Annotated in this window: 14 protein-coding genes; 10 read left to right on the forward strand and 4 right to left on the reverse strand. The window is 66.7% G+C overall.

Annotated features, from left to right (window positions below; genetic code table 11):
* The 4 genes from QH276_RS06940 (at position 1) to QH276_RS06955 (ending at position 2,017) form a co-directional block, all read left to right on the forward strand.
* Positions 1 to 492 carry a MarR family winged helix-turn-helix transcriptional regulator gene (locus QH276_RS06940; RefSeq protein WP_432278703.1) on the forward strand — a complete coding sequence of 164 codons (492 nt, stop codon included), beginning with the start codon at positions 1 to 3 and terminating at the stop codon, positions 490 to 492.
* Positions 493 to 615: 123 nt separating this feature from the next.
* Entirely contained in the window at positions 616 to 978 is a 363-nt protein-coding gene (locus tag QH276_RS06945) for an ArsR/SmtB family transcription factor (protein WP_280401058.1), read from the forward strand.
* Complete coding sequence (locus QH276_RS06950; protein ID WP_280401057.1) at positions 975 to 1,451, forward strand: SRPBCC family protein; 477 nt, start codon at positions 975 to 977, stop codon at positions 1,449 to 1,451. Before QH276_RS06945 ends, QH276_RS06950 begins: the two co-directional genes overlap by 4 nt.
* Complete coding sequence (locus tag QH276_RS06955) at positions 1,451 to 2,017, forward strand: maleylpyruvate isomerase family mycothiol-dependent enzyme (protein ID WP_280401077.1); 567 nt, start codon at positions 1,451 to 1,453, stop codon at positions 2,015 to 2,017. Before QH276_RS06950 ends, QH276_RS06955 begins: the two co-directional genes overlap by 1 nt.
* On the opposite strand, the gene QH276_RS06960 is transcribed toward QH276_RS06955, so the two are convergent.
* Entirely contained in the window at positions 2,014 to 4,146 is a 2,133-nt protein-coding gene (locus QH276_RS06960; RefSeq protein ID WP_280401056.1) for a putative bifunctional diguanylate cyclase/phosphodiesterase, read from the reverse strand. The two genes, QH276_RS06955 and QH276_RS06960, sit on opposite strands and share 4 nt — an antisense overlap.
* Positions 4,147 to 4,282: 136 nt before the next feature.
* On the opposite strand from QH276_RS06960, the gene QH276_RS06965 reads away from it, so the two are divergent.
* Entirely contained in the window at positions 4,283 to 5,089 is an 807-nt protein-coding gene (locus QH276_RS06965; RefSeq protein ID WP_280401055.1) for an SAM-dependent methyltransferase, read from the forward strand.
* Between the two features lie 101 nt (positions 5,090 to 5,190).
* On the opposite strand, the gene QH276_RS06970 is transcribed toward QH276_RS06965, so the two are convergent.
* The 3 genes from QH276_RS06970 to QH276_RS06980 all read right to left on the reverse strand — a co-directional run bounded on the left by QH276_RS06970 (position 5,191) and on the right by QH276_RS06980 (position 9,852).
* Positions 5,191 to 8,583: a phosphotransferase gene (locus tag QH276_RS06970; protein WP_280401054.1), complete on the reverse strand. Its 3,393-nt coding sequence runs from the start codon at positions 8,581 to 8,583 to the stop codon at positions 5,191 to 5,193.
* Positions 8,584 to 8,873: 290 nt separating this feature from the next.
* On the reverse strand, positions 8,874 to 9,386 hold the full coding sequence (locus QH276_RS06975) for an OsmC family protein (RefSeq protein ID WP_280401053.1): 513 nt from the start codon (positions 9,384 to 9,386) through the stop codon (positions 8,874 to 8,876).
* Between the two features lie 10 nt (positions 9,387 to 9,396).
* Positions 9,397 to 9,852, reverse strand: a complete 456-nt coding sequence (locus QH276_RS06980) for a hypothetical protein (RefSeq protein ID WP_280406669.1) — start codon at positions 9,850 to 9,852, stop codon at positions 9,397 to 9,399.
* A 729-nt stretch (positions 9,853 to 10,581) separates the two neighbouring features.
* On the opposite strand from QH276_RS06980, the gene QH276_RS06985 reads away from it, so the two are divergent.
* The 5 genes from QH276_RS06985 (at position 10,582) to QH276_RS07005 (ending at position 15,128) form a co-directional block, all read left to right on the forward strand.
* Positions 10,582 to 11,112 (forward strand): PadR family transcriptional regulator, encoded by a 531-nt coding sequence (locus QH276_RS06985; RefSeq protein WP_280402420.1) that lies wholly within the window; start codon positions 10,582 to 10,584, stop codon positions 11,110 to 11,112.
* Positions 11,109 to 12,164 carry a serine hydrolase domain-containing protein gene (locus QH276_RS06990; RefSeq protein ID WP_280402421.1) on the forward strand — a complete coding sequence of 352 codons (1,056 nt, stop codon included), beginning with the start codon at positions 11,109 to 11,111 and terminating at the stop codon, positions 12,162 to 12,164. The genes QH276_RS06985 and QH276_RS06990 overlap by 4 nt, the downstream gene beginning before the upstream one ends.
* Before the next feature lie 91 nt (positions 12,165 to 12,255).
* A complete protein-coding gene (locus QH276_RS06995; RefSeq protein WP_280402422.1) occupies positions 12,256 to 12,909 on the forward strand; it encodes a hypothetical protein in 654 nt (217 codons plus the stop codon).
* A 228-nt stretch (positions 12,910 to 13,137) separates the two neighbouring features.
* Positions 13,138 to 13,818 carry a hypothetical protein gene (locus QH276_RS07000; RefSeq protein ID WP_280402423.1) on the forward strand — a complete coding sequence of 227 codons (681 nt, stop codon included), beginning with the start codon at positions 13,138 to 13,140 and terminating at the stop codon, positions 13,816 to 13,818.
* A 422-nt stretch (positions 13,819 to 14,240) separates the two neighbouring features.
* Complete coding sequence (locus QH276_RS07005; RefSeq protein ID WP_280402424.1) at positions 14,241 to 15,128, forward strand: HNH endonuclease; 888 nt, start codon at positions 14,241 to 14,243, stop codon at positions 15,126 to 15,128.
* Positions 15,129 to 15,401 lie beyond the last annotated feature (273 nt).

Consider the following 15,401-nt stretch of genomic DNA (forward strand, 5'->3'; position numbering starts at 1 on the left):
ATGTCCAGCGTGCGTGCTACACCAGACCCCATTCCCGCCACACCGGCCGACGGCGGACCGGCGCTTTTCCGCCTGGTACGTTTCTGGTCCCGTCGCTGGAGCGGCCGCGTCTTCGACGGATATTCCACGGAGCCGGCGGCGGATACCGGCCGAATCCAGCACATCCAGGTCCTCGAGGCCGTCGCCGCGGCCCGGCGCACCCGCGACGAGGCCACCGTCAGCGATGTCGCGACCCAGCTCGGTATCGATCACTCCGGCGCCAGCCGCATGGTCCGCGACGCCGTCACCGCGGAGTACCTCATCCGCCTCACCTCCCCGCACGACCGCCGCCGGGTGGTCCTGGAACCCACCGAGACCGGCGAGCAACTGCTGGACGCCGCCCATGCCTGGCAGCGCGAATGCTTCGACCGGCTCACCGCCGGCTGGCCGGCCCGGGACCGCGGGCAGTTCGCGATCTACCTCCAGCGCCTCGCCGACGAAACCGCCACCTGACCACATCCGGCGGGCCCGCACCAGCAGCCCGGCGCGAACTGGGCACCCTTATTCAACCAAGGGGTTGAATAAGCCGCCGCAGGGCGCTATGGTCTTATTCAACCGAGAAGTTGAGGAAGAACAGTGGAGGAAGACACCGAACAACTCAACCGCGTATTCGCGGCATTGGCCGACCCGACCCGGCGCAATCTGGTCGCCCGGCTCGCCGCCGCGGACGCCACCGTGGGCGAGCTGGCGGAACCCTACGACATGAGCCTGCAGGCGATCTCCAAGCACGTGAAAGTCCTGGAGGACGCCGGACTGGTGACCCGCAGCCGGGACGCCCAGCGCCGGCCGGTGCACCTGGACGCGGAGGTATTGAGCCTGATGACGAAATGGATCGAACGCTACCGCCGGCAGGCGGAGGAGCGCTATCAGCGCCTCGACGCCCTGCTGCGCCGGATGACCGAAACCGGCGAAACCGACAGAAAGAAGGACGCATCATGACCACCACCGAGATCATCGCGGACGACAAGGTCCCCACCATCGAGATCATCCGCGAATTCGACGCCACCCCCGAGCAGGTGTTCCGCACCCACGTCGACCCGGAGCTGTATGCGCAATGGGTCGGCCCGCGCAGCATCACCACCCGGATCACCACCTGGGACGCGCGCACCGGCGGCGCGTGGGCCTTCGCCAACGACCGGGACGGCGCCGAAATCGCCACCTTCTTCGGCAGCTTCCACGAGGTCCGGCCCAACGAGCGGATCGTCTGGACCTTCACCTACGAGGGTGAACCCGACGGCGTCGCCCTGGAAACACTGACCTTCGAAGCCCTTCCGGACGGCCGCACGCGGCTGCGGGTCCTGAGTGTGGTCGAAAGTTTCGAAATACGCGACGGCATGCTGGCCAGCGGTATGAACGTCGGCGTGGAAGAGGGCTACGCCAAGCTCGACGAACTGCTCGCGGAGCAGGCGTGATGGCGGCGCCGGCCGGCCCGGCCGCACAGCATGCGCAGGATGCGGCCGCCTTCACCGAACTCGTCGAATCCGCCGCACCCGGCGACTGGTCGCGCCCCAGCCCGGTCGCGGAGTGGACGGCACTGGATATCGTCACACATCTGATCGAATGGTCCAGGGGCCTGCTCGGCGGCGCCGGCATCGACCTCCCGGCCCTGGATGTCGCCGCGGATCCGGTCGCCGCGTGGAAGCGGCACGTCACCGAGATCCAAGCCGTTCTCGACGACCCCGCGGGCCGTGTCCTGAGCAACCCGCACTTCGGGGAGCGCCCGGTCGACGAGGCCATCGACGAGTTCTACACCCCGGATATCTGGATGCACACCTGGGATCTGGCCAAAGCCCTCGGCCGCGAACCCGATCTGGGCGAAAACCGATGCGCGGCAGCCTTGGCGGGGATGCGGGCGGTGGAGCCGATGCTGCGGGAAAGCGGCCAGTTCGGTTCCGCCGTCCCCGTCGCCGCGGATGCCTCCGCACAGGACAAACTGGTGGCCTTCATCGGCCGCGACCCGGCCTGGACTCCGCGCTAGCCGCCGCGCCGCTGCTGTGCGAGCAGATCGGTCACCCGGGCCTCGGACAGCGGCCGGTGGAAATACCAGCCTTGCGCGGTATCACAGCGCAGGCCGCGCAACTGGTCGGCCTGGAAACGGGTTTCGACGCATTCCGCGGTGACCGTGAAGCCGAGGGCGTGGGTCAGGCCGACGATCGTCTCCAGCACCACCAGATCGGTGGCACCGGCGCTCTCGCAATCACGGATCCGCTGGATGAAGGGACCCGCCAGTTTCACCACCTGCAGCGGCAGCTGGCCCAGATACGCCAGATTGGAGTAGCCGGTGCCGAAATCGTCCAGCGCGATCCGCACCCCGGCACTCGCCAGGGTGCGCAGGGCCGCCAGCGGTCCACCGTCGTCGGCCATGAATGCCCGCTCGGTCAGCTCCAGTTGCAGCCGATCCGGCGGGATACCGGTCTCGGCGAGCGTTTTCTCCACCCGCGCCAGCCAGGCCGGGTCGGCCACCTCCACCGCGGAGACGTTCACACTGATCACAGGGGCGCCGTCGGGGTCGAGGTCGTACCACCGGCGGGCAGCGCGGCACGCCTGTTCGAGCACATGGGCGCCCAGGGCCGGGATATGACCGTGGTCCTCGGCCAGATCGATGAATTCGACGGGTGAGAGCACCCCCAGATCGGGATGGCGCCACCGCACCAGCGCCTCCACGGCATCGATGCGGTCTCCGGACAGCGGCACGATCGGCTGGTATTCGAGGAAGAACTGCCCGCCGGCCAGTGCCTCGGGGATCGCCGCGGACAATTCGGCTCGCGCGTGCTCGCGGCGGCCGCGGTCGGGATCGAAGACCGCGTAGCAGCCGCGGCCGGCCGATTTCGCCCAGTACATCGAGGTATCCGCGGCCTGCAGGAATTCGTCCACATCGGCGCGGTCGGAGCGTTCCTCCACCACCCCCACGCTCGCACCCAGCCGCAGCCGCTGACCGTTGATCTCGAAGGGTTCGGCGAGTGCCGCCAGCACGGTCTCGGCCAGCGCCGCCACCTCGCCGGGATGCTCCGGGTCCGGTACCAGGATCACGAACTCGTCGCCGCCCATCCGCGCGACCAACTGCCCGGGCCGGGTGAGGCACTCCCGCAGCCGGGCCGCGGCGGCCACCAGCAGCTCGTCGCCGACCGCGTGACCGTGGGTGTCGTTGACGGTCTTGAAATGGTCCAGGTCCACATAGCACAGGCCGACTCCGGCGGCCGGGGCGGCGAAGGCGTCGGCGAGGGCGTCGAAGAAGCGGGATCTGTTCGCCAGACCCGTCAGCTGATCGTGGTGGGCCCGGTAGCGCAGGCTCGCCTGCAGCGCCCGCTGCTCGGAGATGTCCTCCACCAGCACCAGGGTGTACTGCGGGGCGCCCCGCTCGTCCCGGATCAGCGAGACGTTGAGGTTGGTCCACACCGCGTGCCCGTCGCGATGCGGATAGGCCTTCTCCAGCCGGACACTGTCGCATTCCCCGGACATCAGCGCCCCGTACAGCTCCCACATCCCCGATTCGTCCTCGGGGTGGGCGAGGTCGGTCACCATCATCCCGCACATCTCCGCGGGCTCGTACCCGAGCATGTCCGCGAACGCCGTGTTGACCTCGATGATCCGGCCGGTCATATCCGACAGCCCCGTACCGACACCGGCCTGCGCGAACACTCCGCGCATGCGGGCCTCACTGGCCCGTAGCTGTTCCTCGACGGCGCGCCGGGCCTCGATCTCGGCGGCCCGGACACTCTCCTGCTCGGCGAGCAGCCAGGTGCGGAAAGCACGCAGGTAGCCGTTGGCGAAGGCGCCCAGCGTCGCGACCACCCCCGGCGCCGGGACACCGGTGGCGGCGAGGTGGGCACCGAGCACGTCGATACTGCGCCCGAGCACCTCATCGCCCACGAAGTGCGACCGTGCCAGCTGGGCCCCGACGGCGGCCGCGCGCTCCGGCTGCGGGTTCGCCACGTCGGCGGATCGGTCGAGTTCGGCCGCCAGCCGCGCCAGCAGCTCGGCGGTTTCCCGCGCACTCATCGGCACGACATGATCGCGTGCCCCCTCCCGCAGTGCCGTCATCCAGCGGCCGGCCAGGTCGGCGTACGAGCCCTGGGGTAACGCACCGGGCCCGGCATCCCAACCCATGGGGTGATGCTAGCCGGAACCGGCCGCCGATGTGGAACGCACCCGCTTACCACCGGTGTCGGTTACGATGACCGCAACCCGGTACGGCGCTCCCGCCGGTACCGAAACGGTTGGTGCGAAAGGAAATACCCGGCCGATGAGCAGACCGAGTTGGGCCCCCGACGGCATCGACCTCGACCGCCCCAGCGCATCCCGCGTCTACGACTATTTCGTAGGCGGTATGCACAATTTCGAGATCGACCGGCAGCTCGCCCAGCAGATCGAGACCTTCACACCGAACGTCGCCGAAACCATGCGCGCCAATCGCGACCTGCTGCGCCGCTGCGTCCGGTTCCTCACCGATCAGGGCATCGACCAGTTCCTCGATATCGGCTCCGGTATACCGACGGTCGGCAATGTGCACGAGGTCGCGCAGGCGGCCAACCCGTCGGCCCGGGTCGTCTACGCCGATATCGACCCGGTCGCGGTCGCGCACAGCGAGGCCATCCTGGCCGGCAACCCGAACGCCGCCGTGGTGCAGGCCGACGCGGCCCAGCCGGAAACAATCCTGGCGGACGAGTCGGTCAAAAGCCTCATCGACTTCGACAAACCGGTCGCCGTGCTGCTGCTCGGTGTCCTGCATTTCGTCCCCGACGAGGCCGGTCCCGCAGCCTGCGTGACCCGGCTCCGCGACGCCGTCGCCCCGGGCAGCTACCTGGCGATCACCCACGCCACCGCCGACGGGCAGCCGGCCGAGGTGCTGGAGGCCCAGAAACTGTCCGGCCGCACCTCCACCGAAATCGTGCTCCGCACCCGCGCCGAAATCGAAACCTACTTCGCCGGCTGGACAATGCTCGAACCGGGCCTGGTCCACCTCCCGCTGTGGCGCCCCGAGCACCCCGGCGATATCGGCGAACATCCAGAACGTTCCGGAGCCTTCGGCGGGGTCGCCCGCAAGGACTGACCCACGTCCGCGCGGCCGGGCCCGAGTGCCTCGTGCCGAGATCGATTCATCTGCGCCGGCCATACCGGGGCGAGGAAATCGGGTCCACCCCACCGGCATGTCTATGGCCGCCAGGAGCGCAGCGCGGCCTGCACTCGTTCCGGATCGATCGGTTCGGTCAGTTCCCAGATCTCCCTCGCCCATTCGAGTTTGCCGACGAGGTTGGCGATCAGCGCCTGCTCACCTGCCGGACCTCGGTCTCCGGCCGCCAGCACTTTCGCGTAACGGACAGCGTCCACGACGACGGATTTGACACGTTCGTGGTTCAGGTAGGTGCGGAGATCCGTGGCCCATTCATCGCGGGCCGCGGCCGGCTCCGCGGTGACCCATGCCGTGAGGAATGCCTCCTGCTCGTCCGGGAAGTACCCCATCTTGTGGATATGCGTCGCGACGTCGTAGACCGGGTCGCCGAAGAGCGCCAGCTCCCAGTCGATGAACACGACCCGGCCGCCCCGAACGATCATGTTCTTCCGGTGCACGTCCGAGTGCAGCAGCCGGAAGGGCCTGTATCGCAGCGTGGTCCAGGCGTCGAGGATGCCTGCGAACGGGTCCGCGGGCACTTCCAGGTCGCGATAGAGCCGGCCGAATGCCTCCCGCGACTCCCGGTACACGCGTTGCGAAACATCCGACAGCCGCCGCGCGAACGCTACCGGATCGCCCCGGTTCTCCCCGGTTGTGGCCGGGAGCCGGTCCGCGGGGACCTGCCCCAGCGAGCCGAAGAACGCGGCCACATCCGTGGGCACGTGTGCGGGGACCGCCACCCCGCGGGGAGCGATCCGGTCCAGTAGCTCACCCTCGATGTAGTCGTGGATCTGGTACACCGGCGACCGCGACTCCCAGCGCAGCCGAGGTGCGGGGATACCGGCCCCTTCGATCGCCCGCAGCACCAGCGCTTCGGGCCACTGCCGCAGATCCATCACGTCGGCACCGGGGACAGGTATGCGCACATTCACGGTGCCCATCGCGCCGTCGACGCGCACATTGTGGTTGTAGTACCCGGCCGCCCTATCGGTTCGGGCCACGGCCTCCCGGTAGATCAGGTCGGGGTCGATACCCAGGACCCGGGCGATCAGCCGCTGGGCTCCCCGGTCCAGGTCGTCGTCCGGTGCCGGAGGCTGAATCCGGCCCAGGGCCCGCACCGCCGCGTCGGAGACATCCGGTTCGATCCAGCCGTAGAGCGTCAGCACCGCGCGCGCGACCAGGATCAACCCCGGATATACCGCGGCGGCTTCGAGTTCGGAGATCGCCCACCGCACGCAGCGGATCGTCTCCGCGCGCGCCCCACGACGGGCGTGCACTCCCGCGCGGAACAGTTCGGCACGGGCCCGCCCCGAGCGATACCCGGCCTGTTCGAGGACATCGCAGCCGTCGGCCAGGGCGCGCTCCGCGGCGTCGAGTTCGCCGAGCGCCAGCCGCGCCAATCCCAGTGCCGTGTAGGCCTTCCCGAGTTCGTGCAGGGCGCCGAGTTCGCGGTGGCGAGCGATGGCAACGCCGGCGGCGGCGATCGCGGCCTGCGGGTCCGTCAGCGCCAGCAGTTCGGCGCGGTTCGTCACGATATTCGCCTGGCCGACAACGCTGCCCGCGGCAACGTAGTGGTCCTGTGCTTCCGCCAGATAGCGTGCGGCGGCCTCGGTGTCGAAGGCCAGCCGATAGGACAGGTAGCGAAGGCGGGCGATATCCCCCAGGAGCTCCCGATCGTCGCCCGCGGCGCCGGCCAGCTCGTCACACAGGCCGAGCGCCTGTCCGAATCGGCCTTGGCACATGTGCAGATCCGCCGCCCACAGTCCCGCTTCGAGCCGCGCCCGCCCGGCGCCGCCGGCCCAGACCGCCGAGTAAATGGTCAACGCCGTATCCGTCTCCCCGAGGATGCGGCGCGCATGGCCCGCGGCGACGGCGAGCCGGTCCGCGATCGGCCCGGTGCGAGTGAGATCGATATCCCGCGTCAACCGGTCGGCGGCTTTGGCGTCGCCGAGCAGCAACGCGGCCTCCGCCTCGAGACAGGCCGCCAGGTCCGAGATCTCCGCCATGGTTGTTACGTTCCCACGTCCCTCCCGTAGGTAACGGTGCAGGTCGCTGATCACGCCGTCGATACCCTGATACCCGCCACCGGCCACGATGCGGTCCACGTAGCCCAGGAGATCCACCGCGGAGAGGGCACCGGAACGCAACCCGTGATAGCCGGCTTCGCGCCATGCCGACACCTGGTTACCCGCCTCCTGGGCCCGTTCCCACCACAGCTGGTGCAGCACCGCGTGTAGTTCGGCGCAGACGTCCGCGGGCAGGCGGCGGCGCAGCGCGGCCACCATGAGCTGGTGCAGCTGGTAGCGGTTGCCTTCGCCGTCGGCGGAGTCGACGAACGAATAGGCGATCAGCGAATTCCAGAGCAGCGGATTACCCGGCAGATCGAAGCGGGCGGTGATCGTGCGGAAGATATCGTGGTCGAAGGTGCGCGGCAGGCCGAGCAGTTCGAGTATGCGTATCTCCTCGTGCGGGACATGTTGCAGAAAACGGTCGAGTATCGCTTCCGGCGACACCAGCTCGTCCGCACCGGCCACCCCGAGATGTCCCCGGGCGTCGATCGCGAGATGCAGATAGAAGGGCACGCCGGCACTGGACACGGCGATCACCCCGCGTTCGGCGAGGTCGGCGACCCCGCACGCGTCCAGTAGCGCGTACCGGGCGTCCATCGGCAGATCGTCGACCCGCACCTCCCGGATCCGTTCACCCCATTCCGGATCGTGCCGCTCCCACCCGAGCGGTTCGCGGCTGGCGATCACCACGAGACCGGTATCCAGCTGGGCCACCACATCGCGCAACCACAGATCCACCGCCGCCGCCCGCCCTTCCCGCTGCGGCCCGCCCGTCATCGCCTCGTACGCATCGAAGAAGATCGCATAGGAGCGCCCGGCGGTGCCCGCGGCCAGATCCTGCGCGAACAGATACGACACCGCCTCCTCGAGCTGTCCCAAGCTCATCCGGTCCAACTCCCGCAGCACCGGGTCGTGCCGGATCCGATGGCTCCGGACCACCCGGCGCGCCCCGGTCTCGACCAGCTTGGCAGCCGTGCCGAAAACCGGAATGCCGGTCGCGTCGTTGAGCACCTCGGTCAGGATCTCGCTGTGTTCGGCCAGCGCGAGCGAATCCCCCGTGAACCGCAGATGCGGATGCAGCCGCTGCCAGAGCACCGCGCAGGCGATATCGAACCGGTGGAATTTCACCTTCTTCTCACCGAGCTGGATCCGCAACGCGACCAGCGCCTCCGCGGGCTGCCGCTGACTGGGCACCTGAAAGTCGAGTACAGCCGTCGGAACGTCGCCACCGACCCGCCCCCGCAACTCGGTGAGCAACCGGGATTTCCCGATCCCCCCGACACCGCTCAACAACAGCACCCGAGGACGGTCCGGGAGTTCGGCGAAGGCCCCGTCGAACACCGCGAGCACAGTCTCGCGGTCCACGAACGGCCGCCGTGTCGATCCCGGCTGAAACCGCGCGGTGAGCGCCATACCGTCCCCCTCGCCGTGGTGTCCCACAGAAATCTTCGTATCTGTAGAACCCGAATCCTATTGCAGCGTAACCATGAACGCCCGGGCGGAGGTGGACGCCCGCGAACCCTTCGGGATGCGCATCAAGTCGGTTGAGAGGCGCCGGTTCGTGGACGAAGGCACAACCCATGTGTCGCCCGAGCACGCCCGCTGCCGAGACGGGCTGTTTACGCTCGGCAGCGCCGCGGCCGGACCGCACCCGGTCAAGCTGTTTCGAGCGTGGTCTCGACCGGCGTCGCACCGGTGGTGAGATCCAGGACCGGGCAGTGCGCATCCACTGCGGCCTGCAGTTCCGCATAACGCTCGGCGGTCTCGGGTCCGGTGACTCGGACCCGGACCCGCACCGCCTGAAACCCGGGGCGCACAGCGTCGTCGAGGCCGAAGAACCCGCGCACATCCAGATCACCTTCGGCTTCGATCGACAGATCGTCGACCACGATTCGCAACCGCTGCGCCCAGAACCGATAGGTGACGATTTGACAGGAGATCAACGCACCGAGATACGCCTCCACCGGATTCAGCGCGGTGTCCTCGCCACCGAGCGACGGCGGTTCGTCCACCCGCAGCCCATGCGCACCCGCGGTGATGGCGCTACCCACCGTCCCCTGCGGAATTCCCGACGCACGGAAAATCACAGCAGCTTTCGCCGGATCCTGTGCGACCGCGTCGGCAGTGGCGGCGGTGATGTCGTTGAGCGGTGCGGTACCCGTCGTCATGGCCGTGACATTAGGTTCCGGCCCGGACCTGAGCCAGCATTGCGCTCGCGCTGAAGCGAAACCTCGCGGTCCCGCTGCGAGGTAGCCGTCGGGGCCAGTAGTAGGCGGCGAACCCACGGCTGACAACAATGCCGACCGCGGCGGTGCGCCGAGTCGACCGGCGCCGCCGCGGGGCCAGGCATAGAACAAAATAACGCATGAGTAGATAGTGCAGCCGAAGCGCCACGGCCCGACCGACCGCCAGCGTGTGATCGGTGCGCAGCAGATTCGCGCCATCTGCGAACACGTGGAACTCCTCATGGATCGGGACCCGCGCCGCCCAGCAACGATCCCCCTCCACCACCGTCACATAGGTACCGTCGGCCCCGAACGCCCCCGGCGGCGACACCAACCGCAACGCCCCACCCTCGGCGACCTCCGGCCGCAGAAAGACCTGCACATTCCCCAACGGCAGCGGAAACGACACATGCACACTCGGCTGATCCGACCCCGGCAGCCGCGAAACCCGATAGAACCCGCTATAGATGTACTCGCCCGTGGCCCGCGACGTCCGCAACCACGCCGCTCCGCGAATCCCACCGTCCCCGCCGACCACCCGCTCGACCCGGCTGTCGATCCCCGCGCGGTATCCAGCGACCGAACCGGCAGCGCCAACTGCCCCACCCGCCGCCCGAAGAACCTGGTCACGAACCACCCGCCGACCGAAAAAACGGGCGTCCACTGCACCCACGCCTCCATCCGCCACAACGCGGTGCGCTCATAGAAATCCCGGACATCCGGATGCAACTGCGCCGGATCGAACCCGGAACCCCCGAGCGCCCCGATATCGGCCAGCAGCCCGGCCGCCGGATCGTCATCGACCCACCCACCGACCCGATCGGCCTCGGCCCGCAACCACTTGTCCTCCACGGCCCCACCGGCATCGGTGAGCACGGGCGCCCGCAGCCAGGAATGCCTACCATCGAGGTCGACCGCCCGGCCGAACGTCTTCCAGTACCGCCGGGTCCCGCGATCCACCGTCGCCCACAAGTCCACGGGGCCATCATCCTTTGCCGGGGTCCGGCAGTCGACCGGGGCAGCGTCGGTGTGCGCGGCCGCGGTCAGCCGGCAACGCTTACCGCGCGGACGCTCTCGACCAAGACACCGAGTGCCAATCCATATTGGACAATACATATATGTGCGCTAGCCTTCTTCCATGTCACTGCGGCACGCGATCCTCGGACTCCTCTCGATCAAACCCATGAGCGGCTACGAACTGAAAAAGGTGATCGACGAAAGCGTTGCGCATTTCTGGACATCGGATCAGTCGCAGGTGTATCGCGCCCTCGCCGATCTGGTCGACAACGGGCTGGCCTCCCGTCGCACCGTCGTGCAGGAAGAACGTCCGAATATGCACGTCCACACCGTCACCGACCGCGGCCTTGCCGAACTCGACTCCTGGCTCGCCACCCCGCTACGCACACCCCCGACACGGGACCCGTTCCTGCTGCGGCTGTTCTTCGCGGACAGATTGCCGCCCGACCGGATTCGCGAACTACTACAGGCACGGCGCCAGGAACTGAGCGAGTATCTGGCGACGCTGAAAGCGATCCCCATTCCGGCCGAACCGGCCGATATCGGCCAGGCCCTCCGGCTCACCACGCTCGAGTACGGAATATCGATCACCGAAGCCGAAATCGCCTGGCTCGACAGAACGCAACAGCGGGTGGAACGGATCGCCACATGAGCACACCCCTGACCACCCAACTGGATCGGATCGCGGCGCGCTGCGCCGCCAAACCGGCAGTGTCGGCATTCAGCGCCGCCATCGAACAGCCGTCCACCGGATTCACCTGGGGATACGGCAATCTCGATCAGCCCTATTTCATCGCCAGCATCACCAAGCTCTACACCGTCGCAATCCTCATGCAACTCCGCGACGAAGGAACCTTGACCCTCGACACCCGCGCCGCAGACGTTCTCGGCGCCGACACCATGCGTGGACTCGTCGTGCACGACGGACACGATTACGGTTCAGCGATCACGGTCCGCGAACTGCTGACCCAAACCTCCGGAATACCGGACTATTACGAGCAGAAGCGCCCCGACGGCACCACGTTGGCCCACGAAATGCTCCACACCGACGTCGTCCGGACCTTCGAGGACTACCTCGAGACGGCCAGGAGCATGCCGAGCCGATTCGCCCCCTCGACACCGGGCCGCGCCCAATATTGCGACACCAACTATCAACTACTCGGGCGGATCATCGAGATCGCCACTGCCGGAAGCTTCGACGACGCACTGCGCCGCCGCATCCTCGAACCTCTCCACCTCCAGCACACCTGGCTGTTCACCCCGCAAACCCTGGACCGCTACGCCGAGGTCGCCCAGCTCCGGCACGGTCGCATTCCGCTGCATATCCCGAACACAATTGCCTCGTTCCCACCCGACGGCGCGGTGGTATCCACAGCCGCCGACCAAGTACGTTTCCTGCGCGCATTCCTCGCCGGCGAACTGTTCCCCTCCCGATACATCGCCGAGATGACAGCCCGGTGGCATTCGGTATTCTCACCGCTGATTCCCATCCACTACGGCATCGGCATAATGCGCTACCGGCAACCTCGATGGCAGAATCCGTTCACCCCGGCCCCACCCATGATCGGCCATTCCGGCGCCTTCGGCACGGTCCTCTACCATGTCCCCGACCACGACCTCTATCTCGCCGCCACAGTCAACCAGATGCGCTCGGTCAGCCTCCCCCATATCCTCCTGCTGCGCCTCGTCTCCCGATTCCGTTGAGGGTCGGTCGCTCGAGGGTCCGCCCGTCCCCTGGATGAACAACTTGCGGAAATCGATTGAGCATCGCAACGGCGCAGCCCTAGCGTGCCCCATGGAACTCGACTACGACCGTGTCAGCGATCTCGACCACACCAACCCGACACAGCGTCACGGTGCCCTGGTGACTCATCCGGCACAGCCGTGGACCTCCACCGTGCACGCGTTCCTGCGGCACCTGGAGGCGGAGGGCTTCGATGCGGCGCCGCGCGTAGCCGGCTCGGGATTCGACGCAGCCGGCGATGAGACACTGACCTGGCTCGAAGGGACGATCTGCCCGGTCGACCCGATCGACGAAGTCGCGGCCACCGCCTTCTACTGCGCACAATTGTTCGACGACGATGTCGCCGAACAGATCGGACTTCCCGACGCCGCTATCCGTGCGCAGTGGTTCGCGGCCTTTCTCGACGGTTATGGGCTGCCGCGCCGGCAGCGCGCCGATCTGGTCGACCGGATCCTGCGCTTCGTGATCAAAGACAACGGCTGGTATGCGCGCGTCCAAGGCTTCACCCAGCAACACACCCACACCGAGGCATTGTGGACTCCGGCCTGGCAGTCTCGCGCGGCCCTGTGGACCCTGGAACACCGAGATATCCTCACCACACAGCTACCCGTTGAGCCATGCGATGCCCCGGAACAGCATCGGGCTAATTCCTCGCTGGCGGAAACGACACTTGCACACCCGGCTGATCGAACCCGGCAGCCGTGAGCGGTCGACGATGACCGCGTACGACCGGGCGGCTCGGCCCGGGGCTCCGGCCATGATGACTCGGCCCGTTCCTTGCAGGAGGCGGCGCCGCGGACAAAGGTCTCCGAGCAGTGACCCTCGCCACGGCCGAAATCCATTTTTCCCAAGCATATTCGCGACCGCCAGCGCATCGATCAACGCTCTAAAGTGTTCGGCAGCCGGACGTCAGGCAGGAAGAGACGGAGCCCTATGACCACGCAGCAGTTCCCGCCCGAGGTTCCTGCAAGGCCGCCACGCGGGCCGGAAAGGCCGTGGTACTCGAAACCTGAATTCTGGGTCGGTGTGGTCGTGGTGCCGCTGATCATCGCGTTGATCAGCCTCGGGGCACCGTTCCTGCTGGGAAAACTCGTCGGTGACGATGCACCCTCCACAGTTGCACCCCCAACTCCCGGCCCATCGGTTCCGGTAAGTTCTCCGGCTGTCAGCACAACGATGACCGCTCCAGACGACCCACGTTGGCAGCGTGTGTACTCGCAGCGATCGATCGACATCGAGGAATCGCTCGACGCCTGCCGCGGCTACACCATCCGCACCATCGTCATCTGGGACAAGGCCGAACCCACCGTCCATACGGGGAGTCATCAAACCCCGGACTTTTCGTTTGGGCGCCGCTGCGATGGAGATCGCTATCCTTTCGTGAGCGGAACTATCGGCGTCGGCAGCGTCCTCGAACCGACGCCGCAACTGTGTTTCGAGCAGGCCGGCGGCGAGAACCCGGGGACCGGACACCCATACGTCCTCCGCGAGGGCGCTACCTTCTGCGGTATCACACTTCATAACAATGTCTTGTGGTTCGAGGTTGTCGAGGTGGACATCGAGGGCGGACCAATGGCACGGATCGAAGCGACCCTGTGGACTCGCCGGGCCTGAACTACATCGCCAAGGCTTGTAGCAGCAAGTCGTGCACCGGGTCCACCAGACGTCCGCTTCGTGGATGCCGCGGCGGGACGCATCAGCACTCCGAGCGCGAATGATGATCCGGGCGGCCGGGACCGCCGCCGAGAGGAGCATCAAGTCGGCAGGATACGACGTGATCACCCAGGCCACCGGCCGACTGACCAGCCTACGAGATCTATCGGCGCTCTCTTCCGAACTCGGCAGCGATGCCGATGTGGACGGCGACGCGAACGCAGGACGTCGAGCAATGCGGCGATGGATGAGACCATTCGCCCGGACTGCATGGCCAGCCGTTCGGTGCGAGGCCACACCAGCGTTCCTGTTCCTGCCCCAGGTGCACCGCTTCCCGAGCCCGAAGGACTACACGAGTCCATCAGGCCTGACAGAATCCACTAGTGGATACCAGTGTTGAAAGAGTCTTGCGGCAGGCGATTTTCGATCATCTCGAGGAGATGGTGCGTGACACCGGGGTCGTCACCCGGGAGCAACTTTCGAAATTCACCGTCGATGGTGAGGTATACCGACTGATCGACCACAGTCGCGGCATCCGTAATCCGGCTAGCATGCTCGGCACACTGTCGATCCTCTCGGACCCGAAAGGTAAGTATGCGGACGTGGAAGTAGGCGATTCGTTGTTCGCCTACGCCTATCGCGAGGGCAGTACCGCGGGCGACAACAATAAACTCCGTCGAGCCTACGACCTGCGCCTACCGTTCATCCTGCTCCGAAAGATCGAGCCAGGACTGTTCGTGCCCATCTTTCCTGTATACGCGGTGGCTGACGACCGAGCAAACAGGCGGTTTCTCATCGCATTGGATGAGACGCTACTGTCCGTCGACGACCCGCTCCACCTTCACCCATTGGAGAAGAAATACGCCGCGCGAATCACCAAGCAACGTCTACACCAACCGGAATTCCGCGGGCGCGTTTTACATGCCTACCGCGGGCAGTGCACCGTCTGCAACTTGAAGCATGGCCCACTTCTGGATGCAGCACACATCATCTCCGATACGAAACCACACGGGAATGCCGAGGTGAGCAATGGACTCAGCCTCTGCAAGATTCACCACGCAGCCTACGATCGCAATTACTTAGGGATATCTGCGGACTACCGCGTCGTCATCAATCGAGATCTCCTCGAGGAGGAAGACGGACCCATGTTGCGGCACGGCCTACAGGAGATGCACGGACGGGGAATCTCTGTACCACAGCGCCTCGCTGACAGGCCGTCGCGCGAGGGTCTGGCCGAAAGGTTCGCGGAATTCACCGCATCGTCTCGTTGAGGCCGTGGCCTGGCCAGCCGCGATCATGCCCACGTCTCACTGGCATAGATGAGCCATACCTTACGACTCTCGTCGACGATCACGAAGCGGATCCGCCGCCACTGGTTACTTCGAATTCCCATTGTTCGAGGTCCAGTCCGTTGCGCCGATGAGTCCGCAGGTCACCGCGCATCAGAATTCGATCTGATATTGCCTACAAAGAAGACGCAGCCGCCGGACTGCGGGAATCTTGCGACTACTCGTCGATGACCTGCATACCTCCTGGCGGCCAGA

This window comes from Nocardia carnea (genome assembly GCF_029869215.1).
Classification (GTDB): Bacteria; Actinomycetota; Actinomycetes; order Mycobacteriales; family Mycobacteriaceae; genus Nocardia; species Nocardia carnea_B.

Bases quoted from the DNA above. Each gene is read 5' to 3' on its own strand.
- QH276_RS06940 (WP_432278703.1), top strand. From the start codon at position 1: ATGTCCAGCGTGCGTGCTACACCAGACCCCATTCCCGCCACACCGGCC.
- QH276_RS06950 (WP_280401057.1), top strand. From the start codon at position 975: ATGACCACCACCGAGATCATCGCGGACGACAAGGTCCCCACCATCGAG.
- QH276_RS06955 (WP_280401077.1), top strand. From the start codon at position 1,451: ATGGCGGCGCCGGCCGGCCCGGCCGCACAGCATGCGCAGGATGCGGCC.
- QH276_RS06960 (WP_280401056.1), bottom strand. From the start codon at position 4,146: ATGGGTTGGGATGCCGGGCCCGGTGCGTTACCCCAGGGCTCGTACGCC.
- QH276_RS06965 (WP_280401055.1), top strand. From the start codon at position 4,283: ATGAGCAGACCGAGTTGGGCCCCCGACGGCATCGACCTCGACCGCCCC.
- QH276_RS06975 (WP_280401053.1), bottom strand. From the start codon at position 9,386: ATGACGACGGGTACCGCACCGCTCAACGACATCACCGCCGCCACTGCC.
- QH276_RS06985 (WP_280402420.1), top strand. From the start codon at position 10,582: ATGTCACTGCGGCACGCGATCCTCGGACTCCTCTCGATCAAACCCATG.
- QH276_RS06990 (WP_280402421.1), top strand. From the start codon at position 11,109: ATGAGCACACCCCTGACCACCCAACTGGATCGGATCGCGGCGCGCTGC.
- QH276_RS06995 (WP_280402422.1), top strand. From the start codon at position 12,256: ATGGAACTCGACTACGACCGTGTCAGCGATCTCGACCACACCAACCCG.
- QH276_RS07000 (WP_280402423.1), top strand. From the start codon at position 13,138: ATGACCACGCAGCAGTTCCCGCCCGAGGTTCCTGCAAGGCCGCCACGC.